This is a genomic window from Vibrio sp. 10N.286.48.F5, assembly GCF_041469785.1.
GTDB classification, from domain to species: Bacteria; Pseudomonadota; Gammaproteobacteria; order Enterobacterales; family Vibrionaceae; genus Vibrio; species Vibrio crassostreae_C.
The window spans coordinates 26,814-49,439 of record NZ_JBFRLG010000003.1; the positions used below are offsets into that span (position 1 = coordinate 26,814).

22 protein-coding genes are annotated in these 22,626 nt (G+C 44.2%); 14 read left to right on the plus strand and 8 right to left on the minus strand.

Features of this window, described 5'->3' with window-relative positions; genetic code table 11:
* Nucleotides 1-54: 54 nt before the first annotated feature.
* The 7 genes from AB4185_RS01670 (at nt 55) to AB4185_RS01700 (ending at nt 8,483) form a co-directional block, all read left to right on the plus strand.
* Complete coding sequence (locus tag AB4185_RS01670) at nt 55-1,644, plus strand: anthranilate synthase component 1 (protein WP_017063545.1); 1,590 nt, start codon at nt 55-57, stop codon at nt 1,642-1,644.
* Nucleotides 1,645-1,646: 2 nt separating this feature from the next.
* Nucleotides 1,647-2,255, plus strand: a complete 609-nt coding sequence (locus tag AB4185_RS01675) for an aminodeoxychorismate/anthranilate synthase component II (protein ID WP_017063544.1) — start codon at nt 1,647-1,649, stop codon at nt 2,253-2,255.
* Nucleotides 2,256-2,264: 9 nt separating this feature from the next.
* Nucleotides 2,265-3,260, plus strand: coding sequence for an anthranilate phosphoribosyltransferase (gene trpD, locus AB4185_RS01680; protein ID WP_102332468.1), 996 nt, complete (start codon nt 2,265-2,267; stop codon nt 3,258-3,260).
* Between the two features lie 25 nt (nt 3,261-3,285).
* On the plus strand, nt 3,286-4,725 hold the full coding sequence (gene trpCF, locus AB4185_RS01685; RefSeq protein WP_372134735.1) for a bifunctional indole-3-glycerol-phosphate synthase TrpC/phosphoribosylanthranilate isomerase TrpF: 1,440 nt from the start codon (nt 3,286-3,288) through the stop codon (nt 4,723-4,725).
* 131 nt (nt 4,726-4,856) lie between these two features.
* Nucleotides 4,857-6,047, plus strand: a complete 1,191-nt coding sequence (gene trpB / locus AB4185_RS01690; RefSeq protein WP_048613233.1) for a tryptophan synthase subunit beta — start codon at nt 4,857-4,859, stop codon at nt 6,045-6,047.
* A complete protein-coding gene (gene trpA, locus AB4185_RS01695) occupies nt 6,047-6,853 on the plus strand; it encodes a tryptophan synthase subunit alpha (RefSeq protein ID WP_372134737.1) in 807 nt (268 codons plus the stop codon). The genes trpB and trpA overlap by 1 nt, the downstream gene beginning before the upstream one ends.
* Before the next feature lie 310 nt (nt 6,854-7,163).
* The gene (locus AB4185_RS01700) at nt 7,164-8,483 is read left to right on the plus strand and encodes a dicarboxylate/amino acid:cation symporter (RefSeq protein ID WP_372050086.1); all 1,320 of its coding nucleotides are present in this window, start codon (nt 7,164-7,166) and stop codon (nt 8,481-8,483) included.
* A gap of 99 nt (nt 8,484-8,582) precedes the next feature.
* Here AB4185_RS01700 and AB4185_RS01705 read toward each other — a convergent pair whose 3' ends face one another.
* The 5 genes from AB4185_RS01705 to hisC form a co-directional block, all read right to left on the minus strand.
* Nucleotides 8,583-9,890, minus strand: a complete 1,308-nt coding sequence (locus AB4185_RS01705) for a TRAP transporter large permease (protein ID WP_010438025.1) — start codon at nt 9,888-9,890, stop codon at nt 8,583-8,585.
* A 21-nt stretch (nt 9,891-9,911) separates the two neighbouring features.
* Entirely contained in the window at nt 9,912-10,391 is a 480-nt protein-coding gene (locus AB4185_RS01710; RefSeq protein ID WP_004736522.1) for a TRAP transporter small permease, read from the minus strand.
* A gap of 67 nt (nt 10,392-10,458) precedes the next feature.
* Nucleotides 10,459-11,418: a TRAP transporter substrate-binding protein gene (locus tag AB4185_RS01715; RefSeq protein WP_017063537.1), complete on the minus strand. Its 960-nt coding sequence runs from the start codon at nt 11,416-11,418 to the stop codon at nt 10,459-10,461.
* Between the two features lie 580 nt (nt 11,419-11,998).
* On the minus strand, nt 11,999-12,772 hold the full coding sequence (locus AB4185_RS01720; RefSeq protein WP_029235360.1) for an ABC transporter substrate-binding protein: 774 nt from the start codon (nt 12,770-12,772) through the stop codon (nt 11,999-12,001).
* 10 nt (nt 12,773-12,782) lie between these two features.
* A complete protein-coding gene (gene hisC, locus AB4185_RS01725; RefSeq protein WP_372134739.1) occupies nt 12,783-13,925 on the minus strand; it encodes a histidinol-phosphate transaminase in 1,143 nt (380 codons plus the stop codon).
* Between the two features lie 181 nt (nt 13,926-14,106).
* On the opposite strand from hisC, the gene AB4185_RS01730 reads away from it, so the two are divergent.
* The 6 genes from AB4185_RS01730 to AB4185_RS01755 all read left to right on the plus strand — a co-directional run bounded on the left by AB4185_RS01730 (nt 14,107) and on the right by AB4185_RS01755 (nt 17,711).
* Entirely contained in the window at nt 14,107-14,994 is an 888-nt protein-coding gene (locus AB4185_RS01730; protein ID WP_065585159.1) for a LysR substrate-binding domain-containing protein, read from the plus strand.
* Nucleotides 14,995-15,279: 285 nt separating this feature from the next.
* Nucleotides 15,280-15,528, plus strand: a complete 249-nt coding sequence (locus AB4185_RS01735) for a hypothetical protein (protein ID WP_372134741.1) — start codon at nt 15,280-15,282, stop codon at nt 15,526-15,528.
* A gap of 133 nt (nt 15,529-15,661) precedes the next feature.
* Nucleotides 15,662-16,228, plus strand: a complete 567-nt coding sequence (locus AB4185_RS01740) for a septation protein A (RefSeq protein ID WP_017061509.1) — start codon at nt 15,662-15,664, stop codon at nt 16,226-16,228.
* Between the two features lie 195 nt (nt 16,229-16,423).
* Nucleotides 16,424-16,822, plus strand: coding sequence for an acyl-CoA thioester hydrolase YciA (gene yciA, locus AB4185_RS01745; RefSeq protein ID WP_010438001.1), 399 nt, complete (start codon nt 16,424-16,426; stop codon nt 16,820-16,822).
* 195 nt (nt 16,823-17,017) lie between these two features.
* Nucleotides 17,018-17,314: a YciI family protein gene (locus tag AB4185_RS01750; protein ID WP_248389989.1), complete on the plus strand. Its 297-nt coding sequence runs from the start codon at nt 17,018-17,020 to the stop codon at nt 17,312-17,314.
* Nucleotide 17,315: 1 nt separating this feature from the next.
* On the plus strand, nt 17,316-17,711 hold the full coding sequence (locus AB4185_RS01755; protein WP_372134743.1) for a GspS/AspS pilotin family protein: 396 nt from the start codon (nt 17,316-17,318) through the stop codon (nt 17,709-17,711).
* Between the two features lie 107 nt (nt 17,712-17,818).
* Here the strand turns inward: AB4185_RS01755 and metE are convergent, their stop codons facing one another.
* Entirely contained in the window at nt 17,819-20,173 is a 2,355-nt protein-coding gene (metE, locus tag AB4185_RS01760; protein WP_016789268.1) for a 5-methyltetrahydropteroyltriglutamate--homocysteine S-methyltransferase, read from the minus strand.
* A 281-nt stretch (nt 20,174-20,454) separates the two neighbouring features.
* Here metE and AB4185_RS01765 point away from each other — a divergent pair, with 281 nt between their 5' ends.
* Complete coding sequence (locus AB4185_RS01765) at nt 20,455-21,366, plus strand: LysR substrate-binding domain-containing protein (protein WP_010437993.1); 912 nt, start codon at nt 20,455-20,457, stop codon at nt 21,364-21,366.
* Nucleotides 21,367-21,504: 138 nt separating this feature from the next.
* Here AB4185_RS01765 and AB4185_RS01770 read toward each other — a convergent pair whose 3' ends face one another.
* Together AB4185_RS01770 and AB4185_RS01775 are read right to left on the minus strand one after the other, a co-directional pair.
* The gene (locus tag AB4185_RS01770) at nt 21,505-21,705 is read right to left on the minus strand and encodes a DUF4250 domain-containing protein (protein ID WP_010437991.1); all 201 of its coding nucleotides are present in this window, start codon (nt 21,703-21,705) and stop codon (nt 21,505-21,507) included.
* A 115-nt stretch (nt 21,706-21,820) separates the two neighbouring features.
* Nucleotides 21,821-22,501: a hypothetical protein gene (locus AB4185_RS01775; RefSeq protein ID WP_029235143.1), complete on the minus strand. Its 681-nt coding sequence runs from the start codon at nt 22,499-22,501 to the stop codon at nt 21,821-21,823.
* Nucleotides 22,502-22,626 lie beyond the last annotated feature (125 nt).

Sequence of the window (22,626 nt, forward strand, 5' to 3'; positions counted from 1 at the left end):
ATCTTTATGCGACTATGTACGGCAGGAAATTTAAAGAATCATAAAGGAGGTCTTGTGAACAAGGCCATTGAAATCAAAAAGCTGGGAACCATTGAGGTCATCAATTCCTCAGTTCCTTACTCGCAAGATCCAACCAGCGTTTTTCATACTTTGTGTGAAAACAAAACTGATAGTCTTTTGTTGGAATCTGCCGAGATTGAATCTAAACAGAACCTGACAAGCCTACTCCTTATCGACTCTGCTGTTCGCATCGTATGTCGCGGACATGAAGTAACCTTTCAAGCATTGACTGAAAACGGTCAAGCGCTTATCGAACATCTCACTCAAAACGTGAAAGCAGAAATTAAATCTGACCTTACTGATAACGTTTTGACGCTGACTTTTATCGAACCAAGCAACGAATTAGACGAAGACTCACGTTTAAGAGAAGCCTCTTCATTCGATGCACTGCGTTTGGTTCAGCACAGCTTTGAGCAAGACGCGGATAACAAACACGCATTATTCATGGCGGGCTTATTCGCTTACGACATCGTGGCAAACTTTGAGCCACTAGGTGATGCTGAAGCAACCAACAATTGTCCTGACTTTGTCTTCTATGTAGCTGAAACACTATTGCGTTTCGATCACCAAGAGAACGAAGGCCTACTTCACGCGAGCTTATTTGCTCAAGATGACAACATCAAAGCGCAATTAACTGACCGTCTAGCCGACATTCAAACTCAGTGTCAGTCCCTGAAAGCCATCACTGAAGTAACGCCGTTAGACAACGTTGAAGCTGTACCTAGCGTTTCAGATGAAGACTTCTGCCAAACGGTTCGTGATTTAAAAGAGTACGTAGTTAAAGGCGATGTATTCCAAGTGGTACCTTCACGCCGCTTCACTCTACCTTGCCCTGCCCCACTGGCGGCTTATAAAGAACTCAAACAAAGCAACCCAAGCCCTTACATGTTCTACATGCAAGACGAGCTGTTTACTCTGTTCGGTGCATCTCCAGAAAGCGCGCTGAAATACGAGACAGAAACCAACCAAATCGAGATCTACCCGATTGCTGGTACTCGTCGTCGTGGTAAGCGCCCTGACGGTCAAATCGATTTCGACCTAGACAGCCGTATCGAGCTTGAACTGCGTACCGACAAGAAAGAAAACGCCGAGCACATGATGCTAGTTGACCTAGCGCGTAACGATGTGGCACGTATTGCCGAAGCTGGCACTCGCCACGTAGCAGACTTACTGAAAGTAGACCGCTACAGCCATGTAATGCACTTGGTTTCTCGTGTTGTTGGTCAGCTCCGTGAAGACTTAGATGCTCTGCACGCTTACCAAGCTTGTATGAACATGGGCACGCTAACGGGCGCACCAAAAATCCGCGCAATGCAGCTTATTCGAGACGTAGAAAAAACGCGTCGTGGTAGCTACGGTGGTGCAGTCGGTTATCTAACTGGTGAAGGGACTCTAGATACTTGTATCGTAATTCGCTCTGCTTACGTTGAAGATGGCGTGGCACAAGTACAAGCAGGCGCTGGGGTCGTATTTGACTCAGACCCACAAGCAGAAGCCGATGAAACTCGCGGCAAAGCACAAGCGGTTATCTCAGCGATTCAAGCAGCTCATACTAAGAACCTAACAAATAAGAAGGAGTCGTAATCATGGCTGATATTGTATTCATCGATAACTTCGACTCGTTCACTTACAACCTTGTAGACCAATTTCGTTCATTAGGTCACAGCGTAAAAATTTACCGTAACAACATTCCTGCAAAAGTAGTTGAAGCGGCGATCAACGAACTAGACAACCCTGTTGCACTGCTTTCACCAGGCCCTGGCGCTCCAGCAGATGCGGGCTGTATGCCAGAGCTGATTCAGCTTCTAAAAGGTAAAGTGCCAATGATTGGTATTTGCTTAGGCCACCAAGCGATTGTTGAAGCCTATGGCGGCACCGTTGCAGGCGCTGGCGAAATCATTCATGGTAAGGTGTCGATGATGGAACACCAAAACCATGCGACTTACCAAGGCTTACCTTCGCCATTGGCTATCGCTCGCTACCACTCTTTAGTGGCAACGCATGTATCTGATAGCCTAACGGTGACCGCTGAAGTAGATGATTTGGTGATGTCTGTGGTTCAAGAACAAGACAAGGTGTGTGGATTCCAATTCCACCCTGAATCAATTATGACGACCTACGGTGCAACGCTTCTAGCAAACGCTATCGAATGGGCTCTTGAGAAACCTCTTCGCCTTGAAAAGACTGGAAAATAGGAAACGATCATGGAACAGATTAATAAACTTTACGAACAGCAGTCTCTTACTCAAGAAGAAAGCCAACAATTGTTTGATGTGATCATCAAGGGGGAACTTGACCCAATCTTGATGGCTTCTGCGCTGACTGCACTAAAAATCAAAGGCGAAACGCCCGATGAAATTGCAGGCGCAGCAAAAGCACTACTTGCGAATGCAAACCCGTTCCCGCGCCCTGATTACGATTTCGCAGACATCGTAGGTACAGGTGGCGACGGTCACAACACCATCAATATCTCGACGACTTCTGCATTTGTTGCCGCAGCGTGTGGCTTAAAAGTCGCGAAGCACGGTAACCGCAGCGTATCGAGCAAATCAGGCTCTTCTGACTTACTGGATTCGTTCGGTATCAACCTAGCGATGACAGCTGAAGACACACGTACGGCTGTTGATGAACTTGGCGTAGCATTCCTATTTGCTCCGCAGTATCACGTCGGTGTACGTCACGCTATGCCGGTTCGTCAAACAATGAAAACGCGCACTATCTTCAATATTCTTGGTCCACTGATTAACCCTGCTCGCCCTAACATCGAGCTAATGGGTGTTTACAGCAAAGAGCTGGTTCGACCTATCGCAGAAACCATGCTGCAAATGGGCATGAAGCGTGCTGCGGTTGTTCACGGTAGTGGCTTAGATGAAGTGGCGATTCACGGCGAGACTATCGTTGCTGAGATTAAAGATGGCAAGATTCACGAGTACACAGTGACTCCGGCTGACTTTGGTTTGAACACTCACCCTCTTGAAGCGATTAAGGGCGGCGAGCCAGAAGAGAACAAAGCCATCACAACTGATATCCTCACGGGTAAAGGCACTGATGCTCAAGTTGGCGCAGTGGCAGTCAACGTAGCTCTGCTGATGCGTCTATTTGGTCACGAAGACCTAAAAGCCAACGCTCAGCAAGCGATTGACGCGATGAACTCTGGCAAAGCGTACGAGCTTGTACAAAAGCTTGCTGCACACGCCTAACGAACGACGAATTGAGACAAAGAACATGACACAGACTACCGATAAACTGTCGACCCACGTTTCAGTCAAAGAAGCTGAAATGGCGGAAGTATTAGCAAAAATCGTTCGTGATAAATACCAATGGGTTGAAGCGCGTAAGCAGACTCAACCATTAGACGAGTTTAAAGCGTCACTAACTGTAACAGACCGCAGCTTTTATGATGCTCTGAGCGGAGAACAAACGGTTTTCATCACTGAATGTAAAAAGGCTTCTCCGTCGAAAGGTTTGATCCGTGACGAGTTTGACCTCGACTACATTGCGTCGGTTTACAACAACCACGCAAACGCAATTTCTGTGCTGACAGACGAGAAGTACTTCCAAGGTGACTTTGAGTTTTTACCTAAGGTTCGCAGCATTGCTAAGCAGCCTATCCTGTGTAAAGACTTCATGGTTGATACCTACCAAGTTTACTTGGCTCGTCATTACTCAGCTGATGCTATCTTGTTGATGCTATCGGTATTGGATGACGAAGAGTACAAAGCGCTGGCGGAAGTCGCTCACTCACTCAACATGGGTGTACTTACCGAAGTCAGCAACGAAGAAGAGCTTCACCGCGCTGTCGCTTTAAAAGCAAAGGTGATCGGTATTAATAACCGTAACCTACGTGACCTTTCGACTGATTTGAATCGTACCAAAGAGTTGGCGCCGCTGATTCGCGAACTGGCTCCAAACGCAGTCGTGATTTCAGAGTCTGGCATCTACACACATCAACAAGTTCGTGACCTTTCAACGTTTGCAGATGGCTTCCTAATCGGTAGCTCTCTAATGGCAGAGAAGAACCTCGAGCTTGCGGTACGCAAAGTAACACTGGGTGAAAACAAGGTGTGTGGTTTAACTCACTCTGACGATGCAGCAAAGGCTTATCAAGCTGGTGCGGTATTCGGTGGTCTGATATTCGTTGAAGCATCTAAGCGTCATGTGGATATCGAAGCGGCTCGTTTGACTATGAGCGGCGCACCTTTGAACTACGTGGGTGTGTTCCAAAACCACAGCGTTACTGACGTTGCGAAAACGGTTTCTGAGCTAGGCCTGTTCGCTGTGCAATTGCACGGTGATGAGTCTCAAGCGTTTGTCGATGAGCTAAAACAGTCACTACCTGAAAGCGTTGAGATTTGGAAAGCTTACGGTGTTGCTCCCGATGCTGAGAGCTCGCTACCAGAATTACTGGAAAGCAACGTGACTCGTCACCTGCTAGATACTAAAGTGGGTTCTCAAACTGGTGGCACAGGCCAAGTGTTCGATTGGAACCTAATCAACAACCAAAGCGCAATCATGTTGGCGGGTGGCCTAAACCCAGAAAATGCTAACCAAGCCGCTAAGTTGGGTTGCTTAGGATTAGACCTAAACTCTGGCGTTGAATCCGCTCCAGGAAAAAAAGACGCAGACAAACTGCAACGTGCTTTTGCAGCGATTCGCAATTACTAGTCCAAACTCGGCGCTAGAAATTAGAAAGCAGAAACTAAAAACATATTTGTGAGCTTTGCCTTTTGCGAAGCTCAAACAAGATTAAATGACTTGGTGTGAATACACATCAGTAGAATTGAAGGAATAACACAATGGCTAAACTCGATGCCTACTTTGGTGAATACGGTGGTCAATACGTACCGCAGATCCTAGTGCCAGCATTAGACCAACTTGAACAAGCATTTATCGATGCACAAGCCGATCCTGAGTTCCGCAGCGAATTCATGACGCTTCTTCAAGAGTACGCTGGTCGTCCAACGGCACTAACGCTAGCACGCAACCTAACAAAAGGTACAAAAACAAAACTGTACCTAAAGCGTGAAGATCTACTTCACGGCGGTGCTCACAAGACAAACCAAGTTCTTGGTCAGGCATTGCTAGCAAAACGTATGGGTAAGCAGGAAATCATCGCTGAAACTGGCGCAGGCCAACACGGTGTGGCAACGGCTCTAGCGTGTGCTCTACTAGGTCTTAAGTGTCGTGTTTACATGGGTGCAAAAGACGTTGAACGTCAAAGCCCGAACGTGTTCCGTATGAAGCTAATGGGCGCAGAGGTTATCCCTGTTCATTCTGGCTCTTCAACGCTAAAAGATGCGTGTAACGAAGCACTACGTGACTGGTCTGCAACTTATGAAGACGCGCATTACCTATTGGGTACTGCAGCGGGTCCTCACCCATTCCCAACGATTGTTCGTGATTTCCAACGCATGATTGGTGAAGAAACGAAGAACCAAATTCTAGCTCGTGAAGGTCGCCTTCCTGATGCGGTTATCGCTTGTGTCGGCGGTGGTTCAAACGCTATCGGTATGTTCGCGGATTTCATTGAAGAAGAGTCTGTACGCCTAATCGGTGTAGAGCCTGCTGGTAAAGGTATTGATACCGACCAACACGGCGCGCCGCTTAAACACGGTAAAACTGGTATCTTCTTCGGTATGAAAGCACCACTGATGCAAGATGAGAATGGTCAAGTAGAAGAGTCTTACTCTGTATCTGCGGGTCTAGACTTCCCATCAGTTGGCCCTCAACACGCGCACCTAAATGCTATTGGCCGTGCTGAATACGACAACGTAACCGATGACGAAGCACTAGAAGCTTTCCAAGCTATCGCACGTAACGAAGGTATTATCGCAGCGCTAGAGTCATCTCATGCTTTGGCTCATGCAATCAAAATGGCTCACGATGATCCAGAGAAAGAACAGCTATTAGTCGTTAACTTATCTGGCCGTGGTGACAAAGACATTTTCTCTGTACACGACATTCTTAAAGAGAAAGGAGCATTATAATGGATCGCTATCAATCACTCTTCACTCACTTAGCTGAAAAGAATCAGGGCGCATTCGTACCATTCGTAACAGTTGGCGATCCTAACCCTGAGCAATCGCTTAAGATCATGGAAACTTTGGTTGAAGCGGGTGCAGATGCACTTGAGCTTGGTATTCCATTCTCCGATCCGCTTGCAGATGGCCCGACAATCCAAGGCGCAAATATTCGCGCGCTAGATTCAAAAGTAACGCCAGATGTGTGTTTTGATCTTATTGGTCAAATTCGTGCTAAATACCCAGATCTGCCAATCGGCCTACTGATGTACGCAAACTTGGTGTACGCACGTGGTATCGAGAACTTCTACGAGCGTTGTGCGAATGCAGGTATCGATTCAGTATTGATTGCTGATGTACCAACCAACGAGAGTGGCGAGTTTGTTGCTGCAGCTAAGAAGTTTGGTATTCACCCAATCTTTATTGCTCCACCAACAGCAAGTGATGAGACGCTTCAATCGGTTTCTGAGCTAGGTGGTGGTTACACTTACCTACTTTCTCGTGCTGGCGTAACGGGTGCAGAAACCAAAGCAAACATGCCTGTGACAGCCCTACTTGACCGTTTGAACAAGTTTGATGCGCCACCAGCACTGCTTGGTTTCGGTATCTCTGCTCCTGAGCAAGTAAAAGAAGCCATCGAAGCTGGCGCTGCTGGTGCTATCTCTGGCTCTGCGGTTGTGAAAATCATTGAAAACAACGTTGAACAACCAGAAGCAATGCTTAAAGCACTTGCTGAGTTTGTTACGCCAATGAAAGCGGCAACGCAAAAATAATAAATAGGCTCCCACTAGTGCGATAATTTGCGCTGTGGGAGTTTTTCTCCCAGAACACGTCCAAACCCTCTCAATTGTTAAATTTCTGATAAAAACAACACCTCATACAAACCTGTAGCGCATCTATAATACCCCACCAAAACATCACTACTATTTATAAAAATAATGACAAATCAAAAAGCAATCGTTTGCTTTAGTGTGAAAAATCATCAAATGACATTTGATTACTGCTTTTTGGTGTTCTTTCATCTCTGCTCATATTGATAAATGTAAAGGATACGTGTAAAACTTCTCGCGAAATATTAATCCAATGGTACATCGTACATTGGTGAGTAGTTCTGGGATTTTTATATTTAGTAGCACAGAGGTTATGGAAGTGTTAAAAGAAAAGAGTTTACTAAGCAACATCGGCGTTCAAGTCGTTATTGCAATGATCATCGGTACCCTAGTCGGTGCGATGATGGGTGACAGCGCAACTATGTTCGCTCCACTGGGTGCTATCTTCATCAATTTGATCAAGATGCTGGTTATCCCTCTAGTCGCGGTTGCCCTAATTTCAGGTGCTGCTGGTCTAGGCAACAGCTCATCGGCTGGTAAAGTCGGTGTAACAACACTGGGTTACTTTGCACTAACGTCTGCACTTGCTGTAGCACTAGCGCTAGTAATGGGTGAAATATTCGAACCAGGTCGTGGTATCGATGTTTCTGGCGTTGAAGGCATGTTCTCTTCTGAATATGCTGCGAAAGGCGAACTTCCAACATTCTGGGCAACCATCACGGGCATGATCCCGACCAACGTTTTCCAATCACTGAATGAAGCAAACATTCTTCAAATTCTAGTTTTCTGCTTATTCTTCGGTATTGCGATTTCTAAACAAGCGAAAGAGAAACGTGACCCTATCATCAATGGCGTAAACGCGATTGTTGACGCAATGGTTTGGATGATCAACAAAGTTATGATCATTGCACCACTTGGCGTATTCGGCCTAATGGCAGAAGCTGTGGGTACATTCGGTTTTGGCGCACTTATGGTTGTGTTCAAACTGTTCGTTGTTTACATCGCTGCGATCCTAATCTTCGGCTTTGTTGCTTACCCGCTAATGATTCAAATCTTCACTAAGACTTCAGCTAAGAAGTTCCTAGTAGCAATGAAGAAGCCTCAAGCGGTTGCACTATCAACAGCATCTTCAATGGCGACACTGCCAGTAACAATGGAAACGGTAGAGAAAGAACTTGGCGTTCGTAACTCTACGGCTTCATTCGTTCTGCCTCTTGGTGCGACGATCAACATGTCTGGTAACGCAATTTACTACGGCCTAGTTGCTATCTTCTTCGCACAGCTGTTCAACATCGACCTGTCTATGGGTGCTTACGTTGCTATCATCGTAACGTCTACCCTAGGCGCAGTTGGTCAAGCAGGTGTTCCTGGTCCCTCTTTCCTAGTGGTTGCGGTTCTTCTAGCGGCTGGTATCCCTATCGAAGGTCTACCTCTGTTGTTCGCTCTAGACCGTATCTTCGACATGATCCGTACTGCTCTGAACATCACTGGTGATGCAGCATGTGCAGTCATCGTTGATTCTCTAATCGAAGACGAAGCGAAAGAAACTGAGCTACAAAAACAGCAAGCGTAATATTAAGCTTCAGTTTTGATTAAAAAAACCGCCTTCATATAGGCGGTTTTTTATTAGGTGATGATCAATATTGAGTCGGTAAATCTTACCCTTGTAAGGCTAATTGATGAGTCCAAACGCACGAGGCAGAGCCAAACTAATTTCAGGAATAAAAGTAATGGCCAACAGTGTGACGATCAATACGGCACAAAACGGCATGATACTTCTTATAACGTTTTCAATCTTAGAGCCACTGACACTACAACCCACAAATAGCGCCGTACCAACGGGTGGCGTTGCAATGCCAATACATAAGTTGAAGATAATCATCATCGCGAAGTGAATTGGATGCATGCCTAAATGCTCAGCAATCGGCATAAAGATAGGGGTAAAGATCAATACGGCTGGCGTAAGGTCCATAAACATACCCACAATCAGTAGAATCAGGTTCATCAGAATAAAGATGATAATTGGATTGTCTGAAATAGAGAGCATCCAATCACTGATCATGGTTGGTAGACCGGTAAACGCCATTGCCCATGACATAATGGTAGAAGCACCAATCAAGAACAGCATAATGCCAGTAACCTGAACCGTTTCTCTACAAATTATCGGAAAGTGTGCCCATTTGAGGGTTCGGTAACAGAGTGACAGTATAAAAGAGTATAGAACCGCTATACATGCCCCTTCTGTTGCAGTGAATATACCACCAATAATACCGCCAATAACAACAACAATAAGCCCTAAGCTTGGTGTTGCTTGCCAAACAATATTCAGCACATCTTTCGTTGTGAAGCCGTCATTCGCACTTGTTTTGTAGCCCTTCTTTTTAGCGATGAAATAGGCGACGACCATACAACTTAAGCCCATTAGAATACCTGGGACATACCCTGCGATAAACAACGCCGCAACGGATGTTCCACCCGATACCACTGAAAATACGATCAGTGAATTACTCGGCGGTATTAATAAGCCTGCCGGGCAAGATGCAACGTTTACTGCTGTTGCTAAGTTTTTATCATAACCATCTTTTTCTAATTCTGGGCCTAAGGTTTTACCAACCGCAGCTGCTGCTGCAACGGCTGATCCTGAAACGGCGCCAAACATCATATTGGCGAAGATGTTCACGTGAAAAAGTGAGCCCGGGATCCAACCAACCAAGAGCTTTGCAAGGTTGATGAGTCGACTCGCGATGCCACCTACATTCATTATATTCCCCGCGAGGATAAAGAAAGGGATGGCTAATAAACTGAAACTATCAATACCGGTAATGATTTTTTGACCCGCAGTAATACTGGCGACTTCAAACGGTAAGATGAAATACATGATGGTTAAAGATGACATGGCAATTGCAATCGCAATCGGCATGCTTATCGCGATCATGAATAAGAATAGGCCTAGCAGCCAAACACCAATGGACAAATCCATAATATAGAGTCCTTTTAAAACTTATTTTTTGTTGGGTTCACAAAAAAGATCAAACGTATTCATGACCAAATAAATGAGGATAATAACGGCTGAAATCGGCAATATTGAATACACCGTCGACATCGGTAATTGCAGTGCTGGAGAGAGTTGTTGTGTGGTTCTTCCCATTAGGGCGATGCCACCTTGAAGCATTGCTAGAAATACAAATGCGCCAGAAATGATATTGATGAGTACATGTAATGCGATATGTGCTTTACCCTTAAGATAACCATCCAATAACGTTATTGCTAAGTGTCCTTTGATACCGAATAAGTAGCTTGCTCCTAATAAGCCAAGCCATACCATCGCATAACGAGCAAGTTCATCAGTCCAGTTACTTGGATCATTCAAAACATAACGACTAAAGACCTGCCAAGTGACAGTAACGACAAGTAACATTAGTGCAAAAGAAGAGACAAAAAGAATCAGCCTATCAAGTAGGTTTCTGAAAGTTGCTAACATGGTGTGATACCTCAAAAAATTTTGCCTTAGCAAAGCCAAGGCAAAATTATATTTTCACTAAGACTGATTAAAGAGCTTCAATTTTTTCAATGAATGGAGCTAGTTTTGGATCTTTTTTCGCCTCATCAATCATAGGTTTAACAGCTGCACGGAAAGGGGCTTTATCAACTTCAACAAACGTGACACCTTCTTTCATTCCTTTCTCTTTGTTCATGTCATCTGTTGCATCCCAGATTTTGATCTGCTCTTCAAGAGACTCAGCAGCAGCTTCTTTTAAGATCTTTTGCTCTTCTGCCGTTAATGAACCCCATTTGTATTCTGAAATGATGATCACGTCAGGTGTCATCATGTGCTGGTCCATAGAGTAAAATTTGGCAACTTCACTGTGTTTCATTTCAACTAAGCTAGAAATATTATTCTCAGCACCATCAATTACACCTTGTTGCAGAGCCGTGTATACCTCATTGAAAGGTACAGGTGTTGCTTTACCACCAAGTAAGTTAACCATTTCCATCATGGTTGGAGAACCAGGAACTCGAACTTTCATGCCAGCTAGATCTGCTGGTGAGTTGATGGCTTTCTTAGCGTAGAAGCTACGTGTGCCTGAATCATAGAATGTAAGACCGATGAAACCTTTACCTTCGCTTGAAAGCAGCATCTCTTGTGCAGCTTCACTTCGCATGAAGGTTCTCATATGTGGAACGTCACGGAATAAGAAAGGCAGTGCATTAACCTTAAACGTTGGTTCAAAAGATTCGGCTAACCCACCATTGATTTTGGCCATATCAATCGCGCCAGTAACAACTTGCTCCGCTTGGTCACGTTCAGAGCCTAATTGACCGTTTGGAAAGATCTTAATCGTAAGTTCACCATTCGATTTTTCTTTAACTTTATCAGCCATGATCACCATGCCTTGGTGAGCTGCGCTTTCTAATGACATTGCATGCCCTAACGTCAAAGTTTTTGCTTGAGCGCCAAATGCCATAAGAATTGAAGCCGCTGCAATCGTCAGTAGGTGTTTTTTCATGTTCTTCTCCAGAATCCATTTTGTAAGAGGTACAGTTTTTATATGCAACGCTATAGCTAAGTTTGAAATCTAACGTTCAATTGCACATCGCTCATAGCAGTAACGTTTCATTACAATATTCTTACCCTATGAATCTTGTATTACAATACTATATGTATATTTTGTGAACTAAGGTTTATCTATTGGCCTGAGAACCTAATTGATTGTGATACCAATCATATTTGGGACTAATTAGACCATTAATCAGTTCTACTTTGGATTTTTTTGTAATTTCGATTACTTTCAACTGCTTTAAGAACAATCTCTTAGTAAAAGAGTATCGATCTATTTATGTTATTTTAAGACATTAAATTCAGTTATGGAGCACGACAAAGAAGGTCTCCTCGCTCGAAAACGCGAGTCGTGAACAGTGCTTTGTGAGGTGATGAAGGCAAGGTTTTCGGTTGGATTTAGGTAACAAGAATAGATAAAGGCAATAGAGAGAAGCTTGAGAGGATGAATTGTTTGTAACAAAAATCCGAGAGCCTTACAGCCCTCGGATTTTTGTTTTTGGTGTTCTAATTTTTAGGCGTTAAACGAATTACAAATCAGCGCCATAGATATCAAACGTGAAGTACTTAGCGGCGATCTTGTCGTAAGTACCGTTTGCTCTGATCTCTTCAATCGCAGCATTGAATTGTTTCGCCAATTTTGAATCCTGCTTTCTTAATGCTAACGCCGTACCCTCACCGATGTAGGCTTTGTCGGTAACGGCTTTGCCTTTGAACTCAAAACCCTCGCCTTCTTTCTTATCTAAGAAAGCCAATGACAGTTGATCTGAGTTGCCGAAGGTTAGATCTAAGCGACCGTTTTGCAGATCCAGATACACTTCATCTTGCCCTGTGTAACGCTTAATGTTGGCAACACTACCAAACTTGTCGGTTACGTAGCGATCGTGAATCGTACCTTGCTGAACACCGATGGTTTTACCCGCTAAGCCTGCCTCATCAACGCTGAATTCTGCGCTTTTAGCAGCAACAAATACGGCTGGTGTTTGGTAGTACTTGTCAGTAAATAAGATTTTACGCTTACGCTCTTCGGTAATGCGCATCGAAGCCATGATCACATCCGACTTTCTTGCCAACAAACTTGGAATTAGCGAATCCCAGCTTTGTGAAACCCAAGTACAATCGAGTTTAGCTTGCTCACACAAAGCATCAGCTATCTCAATATCAAACCCGACAGGCACACCGTCGCTGTTTTTATAGTTGAATGGCGGATACGTAAAGTCCGACGCTAAACGGATTTCTTTCGCCTGTACCGTTGTACCAAGTAAAGCGGCCGCACAAGCGAGTCCTAGTATTATCTTTTTCATCATTGCCATCCTAGATATGATCTTTATCGAGTTGAGATTTAATTTCTTTATGTTGAGCTTGTTGAATTTGTTTGCCTTGTTGACTCTGTTCTAATTCGGTTTGGTAACGTGTTAGTGACGTTATCACTTCTAGCATGCTCTCTTGGCTACCAATACTGATTCGAACACAGTTACGCAAAGCCGGTTCATGGTTTTGGTTCCTTGTCACAATGCCGTCCTTCGCCAAGACACTGAACACTTGGTGCCCTGCTTTTTGACGCAGCAAAATGAAGTTTGTCGATGAAGGGTAAACAGACTCGATGAAATCAAACCGCGTTAGCTCACAAGCAAACCAGTTACGTAGTTCAACCAGCTTTTGCGTCGCGTCTTGCATCACTGAGACTCGTTCATCGGACAAAGCGTCTAGCACGATTTGAGATGAGCAATCTGGCATCGGATACGGTGGAATCAGCTTCGCGACATACTGCATCACATTTTGACTCGCTAAGATAAAACCACAACGAACCGCAGCCAGTCCAAATGCCTTAGACAAGGTGCGAATCACAACCAAATGTGGATAGCGTTCAATAAGACTAACGGCTGACGTTTGTGGTTCAAATTCGATATACGCTTCATCGACGACCACTAGCGACTTCCCAATCGTACCTTCCAATACCTGAATCAAATCCGATTTAGGAATCACATTGCCCGTTGGATTGTTTGGTGAGCAAAGAAACACGATATTCGCCAGTTCTGCCTTATTCACAATATCAGCGACGTTCAGGCTAAAGTCTTCCTGCAATGGAGAGTCCAAGGTATTAATCGCCAATGCATCAGCGCAAAACTCATACATCGCATACGTTGGAGAGCAGATAAGTATGTTGTCGCACGCCGGTTTACAGAATGTTCTGATCAGCAAATCAATCGCTTCATCTGCACCACGAACAGCCACAGTCGCGGCATCGGTACTACAGTAATCTTGATAAGCCTTAGCAATATCTTGTGGTAAGAAGTCTGGGTATCGGTTGTGACTTGCTTCTCCTTGAAACAGCGAGCTTTCCAATTCATTGGCGTTTAGCCAGACACGTCCATCACCACCAATTCTTCTTGCCGATTGATAAGGTATTAATTTTTTTACAGCCTGAGGCACTAAGCTATCAATAAAAGATGTCAAGAAGCTATCCCTTTCACAAAATCACAATGTCTTCATCATTGCCTTCATATTCAAAAAATGTGACTTATACAAATATTGAATCACAAATGATGATTAAGTATTTACATTCAAACAGAACACTATTGATAAATGAATCGAAATAATCACATAATAGCCATGATAAAAAGTCATAGGTAAAGATATGAATCGCACACTTCCTTCAACCAAAACCTTGCTCGCGTTTTTGTCTACGGCAAGGCACCTCAACTTTACACGCGCGGCACATGAGCTCAATGTTACGCAAGGTGCAGTGAGTCGTCAGGTATTGTCGTTTGAAGAAAATCTTGGGTGCGACCTTTTCTATCGTCATGCTCGGGGGTTGTCATTAACACCCAAAGGAGAAGAACTGGTTCCGCTCATCCAAGATACAATTCAGCGACTGCAATCCGCACTGAACCAAGTGGCGAGTTCCCCTTCCAAAATTAAGCTAAACGCACCGAGTTGCATTACCTCTTGGTTGCTACCAAAACTGATGTCTTTTCAAGAAGCCTACCCTGAGATTGATGTTGAGCTCACTTCTACCATCAAGCATGTTTTTGAGCCAAGTTTTGACCCGTTCGATGCCGTGATTACCTATGGCAAGAAGCCGAGCCAACAATCGATCGTCAGCCAGTTATTGTTCAACGAGCAACTCGCACCCGTCTGCCAAGCGCAAAGCATCAAACCCAATCACCTTACCAGTGGTTCCTCTTCTCTAATCAAACCGCACCAACTCGCTCACTACACGTGGTTACACGCCAACAATGAACAAAGTGATTGGCGACTTTGGTTGGAGCACATAGGAAGTCATGACCTTTCGAGCAAGAATAACCAACAGTTCGCAACACTCGATCAAGCGATGAATGCAGCTATTCAAGGATTTGGAATTGCGATAGGCGACATCACGCTTGCCAAGCAAGATATTGATTTAGGCAGATTAGTCAAAGTGAGTGAAGACAGTGTCTTTTCAGGAAATGGTTACTTCTTAATTCAGCCCAAGAATCGCCAAAATGTATCCCTAACTACATTGGTCGAGTGGCTTGTCGGTTAACAACGGGGAAATTGCCAAGCTCAAAGACCATAAGGCTTCAGTAAAGCGTCATAATGAGAATGACAACGTTCTCAAAATAAAACTATTTTCCGTCAGCGACGTATTGTTTGGTTGAGAACAGAATTAGCTTTCATTTAACTGATTGAAAAAAGAATCAATTCAATTTGATAACAGAAATATTCTGTGTCTGTGACCCAAATGGCATTCGAATTGCTTTGTCATAGATAACCCAAACAATTTACAGCAGGTTGTCTTTTCTTCGCACCCTGTCACGGAGGATAGGCTATGACCTTACAAAGACATACATATTACGGCTTAATTCACCATGGGGTTAAAACCTTATTAATGGATAGAATCGGCCACTTCACAGAGCGTGAATATCACGAGTATCTCGACTTAACGACCGGTAAATCGACATGTTTTGCCATGAGTGAGCAAGAGCTCGAAAACACCTTAGACAGCTTAAAGAGCGAAGGTTACCTTGAAGATATCAAAAAGCTGATACCTCGCTATCAAACCTCGTCAATGCGATAACCTGCTTCAACTCTTTAAACACGATGAGTGGTTAGATTGAATTAATTGGCACCCAATTGTCTCGAGCTATTTAGCATCGAGACAGTTTTCGTTAGACTGTCAGCAACTCAACTAACTGGATAGTCAGTGTCTCATGAAACAAATTCTTGATTTCATTCCTCTCATTATTTTCTTTGCGCTTTATAAGATGTACGACATCTATACCGCGACCGGCGCTTTGATCGTTGCCTCTGCAGTTCAAATTATTTTGACTTATTTCATCTACAAGAAAGTCGAAAAAATGCAGGTCATCACCTTTCTAATGGTTGCCGTATTTGGTGGCATGACCATCTTCTTGCACGACGACAACTTCATTAAATGGAAAGTCACCATCGTTTACGCACTGTTTGCGATTGGCCTGACGGTCAGTCACATCATGGGCAAATCAGCGATTAAAGGTATGTTAGGCAAAGAGATCACACTGCCTGATTCGGTATGGGGCAAGATCAACTGGGCATGGACGCTGTTCTTTACCCTATGTGCCGTTCTCAACGTTTACGTTGCTTTCAGCCTACCGTTGGATGTTTGGGTCAACTTCAAAGTGTTTGGTCTACTCATCGCGACCTTGCTCTTCACCTTGCTCACTGGTGTTTATATCTATAAGCATCTACCAAAAGACCAGCAGAAAGAGTTAACGGATAAAAATACCGACGAGAAGTAACCCTAAGGGATGAGTCCTCATCCCCTTTTTGATACAATTATTATCAATATGCTATTTAACAGTGGCCAATGATACTCGTGATCATTGGCCACTGATTGTTTGTGTTCGGTGAATACGTTAAAAATACGACCACCGCGAGCGCGGCAAACACATCTATTTAAATTTAAAACAATCAATACCATTAAGAGTACAACAATGACTATTCAATCAACTTTGAACCCGATTGGTTCTTTACTTCTTCGCACATTGGCGATGCCTTCTGATACCAATGCAGCAGGCCAGATTTTCGGTGGTTGGATAATGTCTCAGCTTGACCTTGCTGGCGGCATACTGGCGAAGGAGATCTCTAACGGCAAGATTGTCACTGTTTCAGTATCGAGTATTGAGTTCAAACAGCCGGTTTCAGTGGGTGATGTTGTGTGTGTTTATGGTGACTGCACCAAGATTGGCCGTAGCTCGATGAATATCGACCTAGAAGTGTGGGTTAAGCCTGTACTTGATCACGGCATCGGCGACCGATATAAGGTTTGTGGAGCAACGTTCAACTACGTTGCTGTCGATGAGGGTGGTAAGCCTCGCCCGATCAATAAATAGTACTTTTCACCAAGCTGCTAATGTAGACGGTCTTTAGTTTCAACGAATGAAATCGCTAAAGACCATACTTCTCTCTCGCACCATTTCACAATTTCTTATCATTAGCTCTTCCAATACCAATTAGTTCGCGTAAATTAGCAAGATAGCGAATTTAAACGCCCCCAATTCAGTGAAGTAAAATAAGGATATACCAATATGTGGTACGTGATTTTTTCTCAAGACGTCGAAAATTCATTAGAAAAGCGCCTAAGTGTTCGCCCACAACATCTAGAACGCCTGCAAACACTTCACGATGAAGGCCGACTTTTGACTGCTGGCCCAATGCCTGCGATTGATTCAGACAACCCTGGTGAAGCCGGCTTCACTGGCTCTACTGTAATTGCTGAGTTTAATTCTTTAGAGGACGCACAGGTATGGGCAGACGCAGATCCGTACATTGATGCTGGCGTTTACCAAAATGTGATTGTAAAACCATTCAAGAAAGTATTTTAACGTGAAAAAATGGATTATTGGCTCACTGGCTTTAGCTCTGCTTGCAGGCTGTGCTTCAAGTGAGCAAGACGAACAAAGACAGCTAGAGATGATGGCGCAGCACCGTGCTGGCGTTTTATCTGCAGGCCTGCCGATTGAGTATGGCCCACTGTCGGTCATGCGTGTACTGGCAAAAAACACCGTTATCGAGATCATGATCATCTACAACCAAGACGCTAAAGGTGCTAAGCCTTTAAACCAAGTCGTAGATATGAGTGTTAACAGCTACTGCACCAACTCTGAAGTTAGAGCAAACCTTGACATGGGCTTGGCTTACAACATTAAGGTTCGCAACACTCGCGGACAACTGATGGTTGAAAAGCTAATCAGCAAAGAGACATGTCAGAGCATTAACTAGATTTGATTTCTAACGTTAAGCTAGTAACAAACAAGAAAGGCCTTGCAGATGCGAGGCCTTTCTTTTCTCAGACTTTTGTTTTTAGAACGATAACACCCTAGCTTTAATTATGCTGATGCTTCTGCCGACTCCCACTCTTTACGCAGCATTTTAGTCGCTGAAACTAAATTAGCCAGTGCCGCTTCTGTCTCTGCCCAGTTACGCGTCTTCAGGCCACAATCAGGGTTTGCCCACAAACGTTCTGCTGGGATTTTCTTTGCCGCTCTCTTAAGTAAATCAACAATCCACTCTTCTGAAGGAATGTTTGGTGAGTGGATGTCATAAACGCCAGGCCCAATCGCATTCGGGTAGTTGAACTCTTCAAACGCTTTCAGCAGTTCCATGTTCGAACGAGAAGTCTCTATGGTAATCACATCGGCGTCTAGCGCAGCGACTGAATCAATGATCTCGTTGAACTCGCTGTAACACATGTGGGTGTGAATCTGAGTTTCTGGTTTAGCACTCGCAGCTGAAATCTTAAAGGCATCGACCGCCCACTCTAGGTATTCTGCGTGGTCGCGCTTTTTCAATGGCAGACCTTCACGAATCGCTGGTTCATCGATTTGGATAATGTTGATGCCCGCGTCTTGCAAATCAGACACTTCATCTCGCAGCGCAAATGCCAATTGATTAGTGATCTCTTTGCGTGAAATGTCTTCACGTGGGAATGTCCAACATAAGATAGTGACTGGGCCTGTCAGCATCCCTTTCATCTGCTTCGAGGTCAGAGATTGGGCATAGGTCGACCATTCTACGGTCATCGGCTTCTCACGCTCTATATCCGCGACCACAATCGCCGGCTTCACGCAGCGTGAGCCATAGCTTTGTACCCAACCAAACTTAGTAGTTTGGAAGCCTGCTAGATTTTCAGCAAAGTACTCCACCATATCATTACGTTCAGCTTCACCATGAACCAGTACATCCAAATCAAGTGCTTCTTGTCGTTTCACCGCATCCGCAATATGACCTTTCAACGCGGTGTTGTATTCCGCTTCACTCAGTTTGCCAGTGCGGTAAGCACTACGCTGAACACGGATCTCTCCGGTTTGTGGAAATGAACCAATTGTTGTGGTTGGCAATAATGGTAAACCTAACACCTCAGACTGATGTGAAGCGCGTTCGGCATAAGGAGCACTTCGCTCGGTTAGGGTTTTGGTAATGGTGTTAATACGAGCTTGAACCTGCGGCTTATTCACATGAGTCGCGCTCTTGCGTGCAACAATCGGCTGGCTGTAGGTTTCACACGCCAAGATAGCATTGTGATTACCGTCTAGTGCAGCACCCAATATACTCACCTCGGTCACTTTCTGTTTCGCGAAAGCAAACCAACTCTTCACTTCATCGCTGAGTGAATCTTCTAACTCAAGGTCGACTGGACTATGCAAAAGTGAACATGAACTTGCTACCCAAAGTTTGTCTCCTAGCTTCTCTTTCACTGGTTGTAGTAACTCTAGTTGAGCGGCTAAATCAGCTCGCCAAACGTTTCGTCCATTAATCACCCCTGCTGAAAGTACCCAGTGTTCAGGTAACTTACCCACTACTTCATCAAGTTGCTGTGGTGCTGCTGCTAAGTCGATATGTAGGCCATTAACTGGTAGCTCTACTATCTTATCTAAGGTATCAGTCACCGAATCAAAATAAGTAGTGAGCAGCAGTTTTACATCACCTTGAATCACTTGATACGCCAACTTGAATGAATCTGCCCATTGACTCTCAAGCTCAAGCGAAAGAATTGGTTCATCGATTTGAACCCACTCAACCCCCAACTTAGCGAGTTTTGCCAAAATTGCTTGGTAAGCGGTAAGAAGGCGCGGAAGAAGAGATAAACGATCAAAACCCTCCTCCACTTCTTTACCAAGATATAAATAAGATAACGGGCCTAACAAAACTGGCTTCACCTTATGCCCGGATTTTATCGCTTCACTCACTTCGTCAAACAGTTGTGGCCAGCTCACTTCAAAGGAATCGTCTTTGCTGAACTCAGGCACAATGTAATGGTAGTTGGTGTTGAACCACTTAGTCATATCAGAAGCCGCAGAGCTATCTTTAGTGCCGTCACTAGACGTATGCGTACCACCGCAACAAGTCGACTGAACCTGAGATTGACCACGCCCCACACGGAACAAAGTATCTAAATCTGGGAAGGATTTTTCATCTTCAGAACCACCAGTATGGCGCTTTGGTACGTGGCCTAGAAGTAAAGTCGTTGTTAATACATGGTCGTACCATGCGAAGTCACCCGCAGTTGCAAAGCTAAGATTCGCGTCAGCTTGTACATTCCAGTTACGATTTCTTAGTTCGCTACCGAGTTGCTTTAAATCTGATTGGCTAATCTCACCGCGCCAGTATTTTTCTAAAGTGAATTTGAGTTCGCGTTTTTCGCCGATACGTGGGTAGCCTAAAATATGCGTTGTCGTAGTCATGAACCTGTTCCTTATTCAATAATTTTTAGTGTTCGATCAAACTGCCTAGCTTATGGTTTAAGTTCTTTATAAGGCGTCTGGATGGCTAAACTATCTCCCTAATCTGAACGATGAACAACGTCCAAATATTCATCTTGTTTATTAAAAATATTCATCTTGAATAATCTAAAGCTGAAAAAATTAAATCCATCTGGACATCTAGACGTTTACAAATGAAAGAAAACCCCGTAGGGTGATTATTAAGAAATATTGAATTGGCTTAAGGAATATGAGGAAAACTCATGATAGAGCTTAAACACCTTCGAACATTGACTACCTTAAGAGACAGCGGCTCGCTAACAGCGACGGCAACTTCTCTTCACTTGACTCAGTCGGCGCTTTCTCACCAACTGAAAGACCTTGAGGCGCGTATCGGTGGTCAGCTTTTCCTACGTAAAACTAGACCAGTTAAGTTCACCTCTGAAGGTGAGATTTTGCTTAGGCTTGCCGATGAGATACAGCCAAGAATAGCTAAAGCGGAGAACGAACTCGCGAGCCTGAAAGAGGATGTGAATGGTCGTTTGCACATGGCGATTGAATGTCACTCATGCTTCCAATGGTTAATGCCTGCTTTGAAGGAATATCAAGTGGCTTGGCCAAGCGTAACGCTAGATTTCTCGTCAGGCTTTGGGTTTGAGCCGCTACCCGCGCTAATGGCAGGCGAGCTAGATTTGGTGATCACCTCTGATATACAGCCTCGCTCTGAGGTTCACTACGAACCACTCTTTGATTTTGAGATGCGTTTGATCACCGCAATCAACTCACCTTTGGCAGAAAAAGCGAGCATTGAACCGCAAGATCTTAGCGATCTCACCATGCTCACCTACCCTGTTCAAAAACAGCGTTTAGATGTCGTGAAGCACTTTTTACAGCCTGCGGGTGTAGAACCTAAAAAGTGGAAACAAGCGGACAACACGTTAATGCTAGTTCAAATGGTATCAGCAGGTTTGGGAGTAGCGGCTCTACCAAACTGGGCGATCAGTGAATTCTCAAGACAAGGGCTGATTGCCAGCAAGCCATTAGGCAAAGGACTATCAAGAAGACTGTTCGCAGCGGTAAGAAACTCTGAGAAAGATAAACGTTACCTGCAAGCTTTCTTTAGCACGGCAAGACAGCAAAGTAAGAGTCACTTAGATGGCATAGAGGTCGTTTAAAGATGATTTATGGCTAAGTTAAGCTCGATCGATTCGTCAGAAACAAAAAAGTCACAGATAATCTGTGACTTTTTTTCTCTCAACACCCACAACACGCGATGCATGTCATTTTCGATAAAAGATGCGCTAATCTTTAGCTTATCTCGAGTAAGACTTAAACTGGTTAGTCAATGGATCGTATTGATAGCCAAGCATATCGAGCTTGCCCACAACACTTTCTGTATCCATTTCATACATGCTGATCAGCTCTTCAAAGCTATCGCATTCTAGGCGAAGTTTTTCATTAACGATTCCTAGCAAAATAATGCTATCGAAACCTTTGACGTTGCTTAAATCCATCTCGTACTCCTTACGAACACACTGACTAGAGTTAAGTTTAGAACGCTTACCAACGTCACGCTAAAAAACAGATCACACTTCTTAACAAGAATACGTAATTAATGAAAGTGCGTGATTAAAGCGCCCAAACTGGCGTTAAACCCACAACGGCCACCAATAACATCAACAACGAAATACTCAGTTGAAGCTTTTCAGGCGTTCTTGCGAACAGTAAATGCCAACACCACACCACGATTGAGGAGATCAACAAAGCAAAACTAAATAGCAAAGTGGAAATCACAGGTTCTAATTGAGCTTCAGACAAAGAGTAAACACTCACGACGGTCGCCAGTACTACCAACATACCGGTTAGCACGCCCACAACAGGAAGCACTCGATGAAATGCCTGCAACCGTGTCCTTGCAATCGTCAGTAGTAGATGGCCAAACGCTGCTCCTAACAGTACCACTAGCAGCAAAGTAGTAATGATACCAACAGCGGTTGCTTGCTCAGTCGCTTGTATAGCAACATATGACAACGCTAAACCACAGGCCAAGTACATCACCCAGATAGGACCAGAATCGCGAGTCTTCTTGGTTTGAACTTGAGAATAGAAATAAAAGATCGCGAACACGACCAGAAAGGCTTCAATTTTTACTGAAGCGACGGCAAGCCACAGCACGCCAATCGCAGGTAACATCTTGTGGATCCGACCACGCTGCCCCGGACAAATATCCCCTTTCACCAAGATGAGGGTTAAGATCAGTTGGGTTCCTAAAAGCATCGGAGCAAATTGTACTAATAACGTTTCGACCATTGTGGATCTACTTCTTCAGACTTATTTTCGCGAATAATATCAAAAACTGCTGCGAACACTAATCAAAATCACAAATTAGCGACGTTATTCAAGGCTTCAACTATGCTGTTGTATGGCTCTTTTAT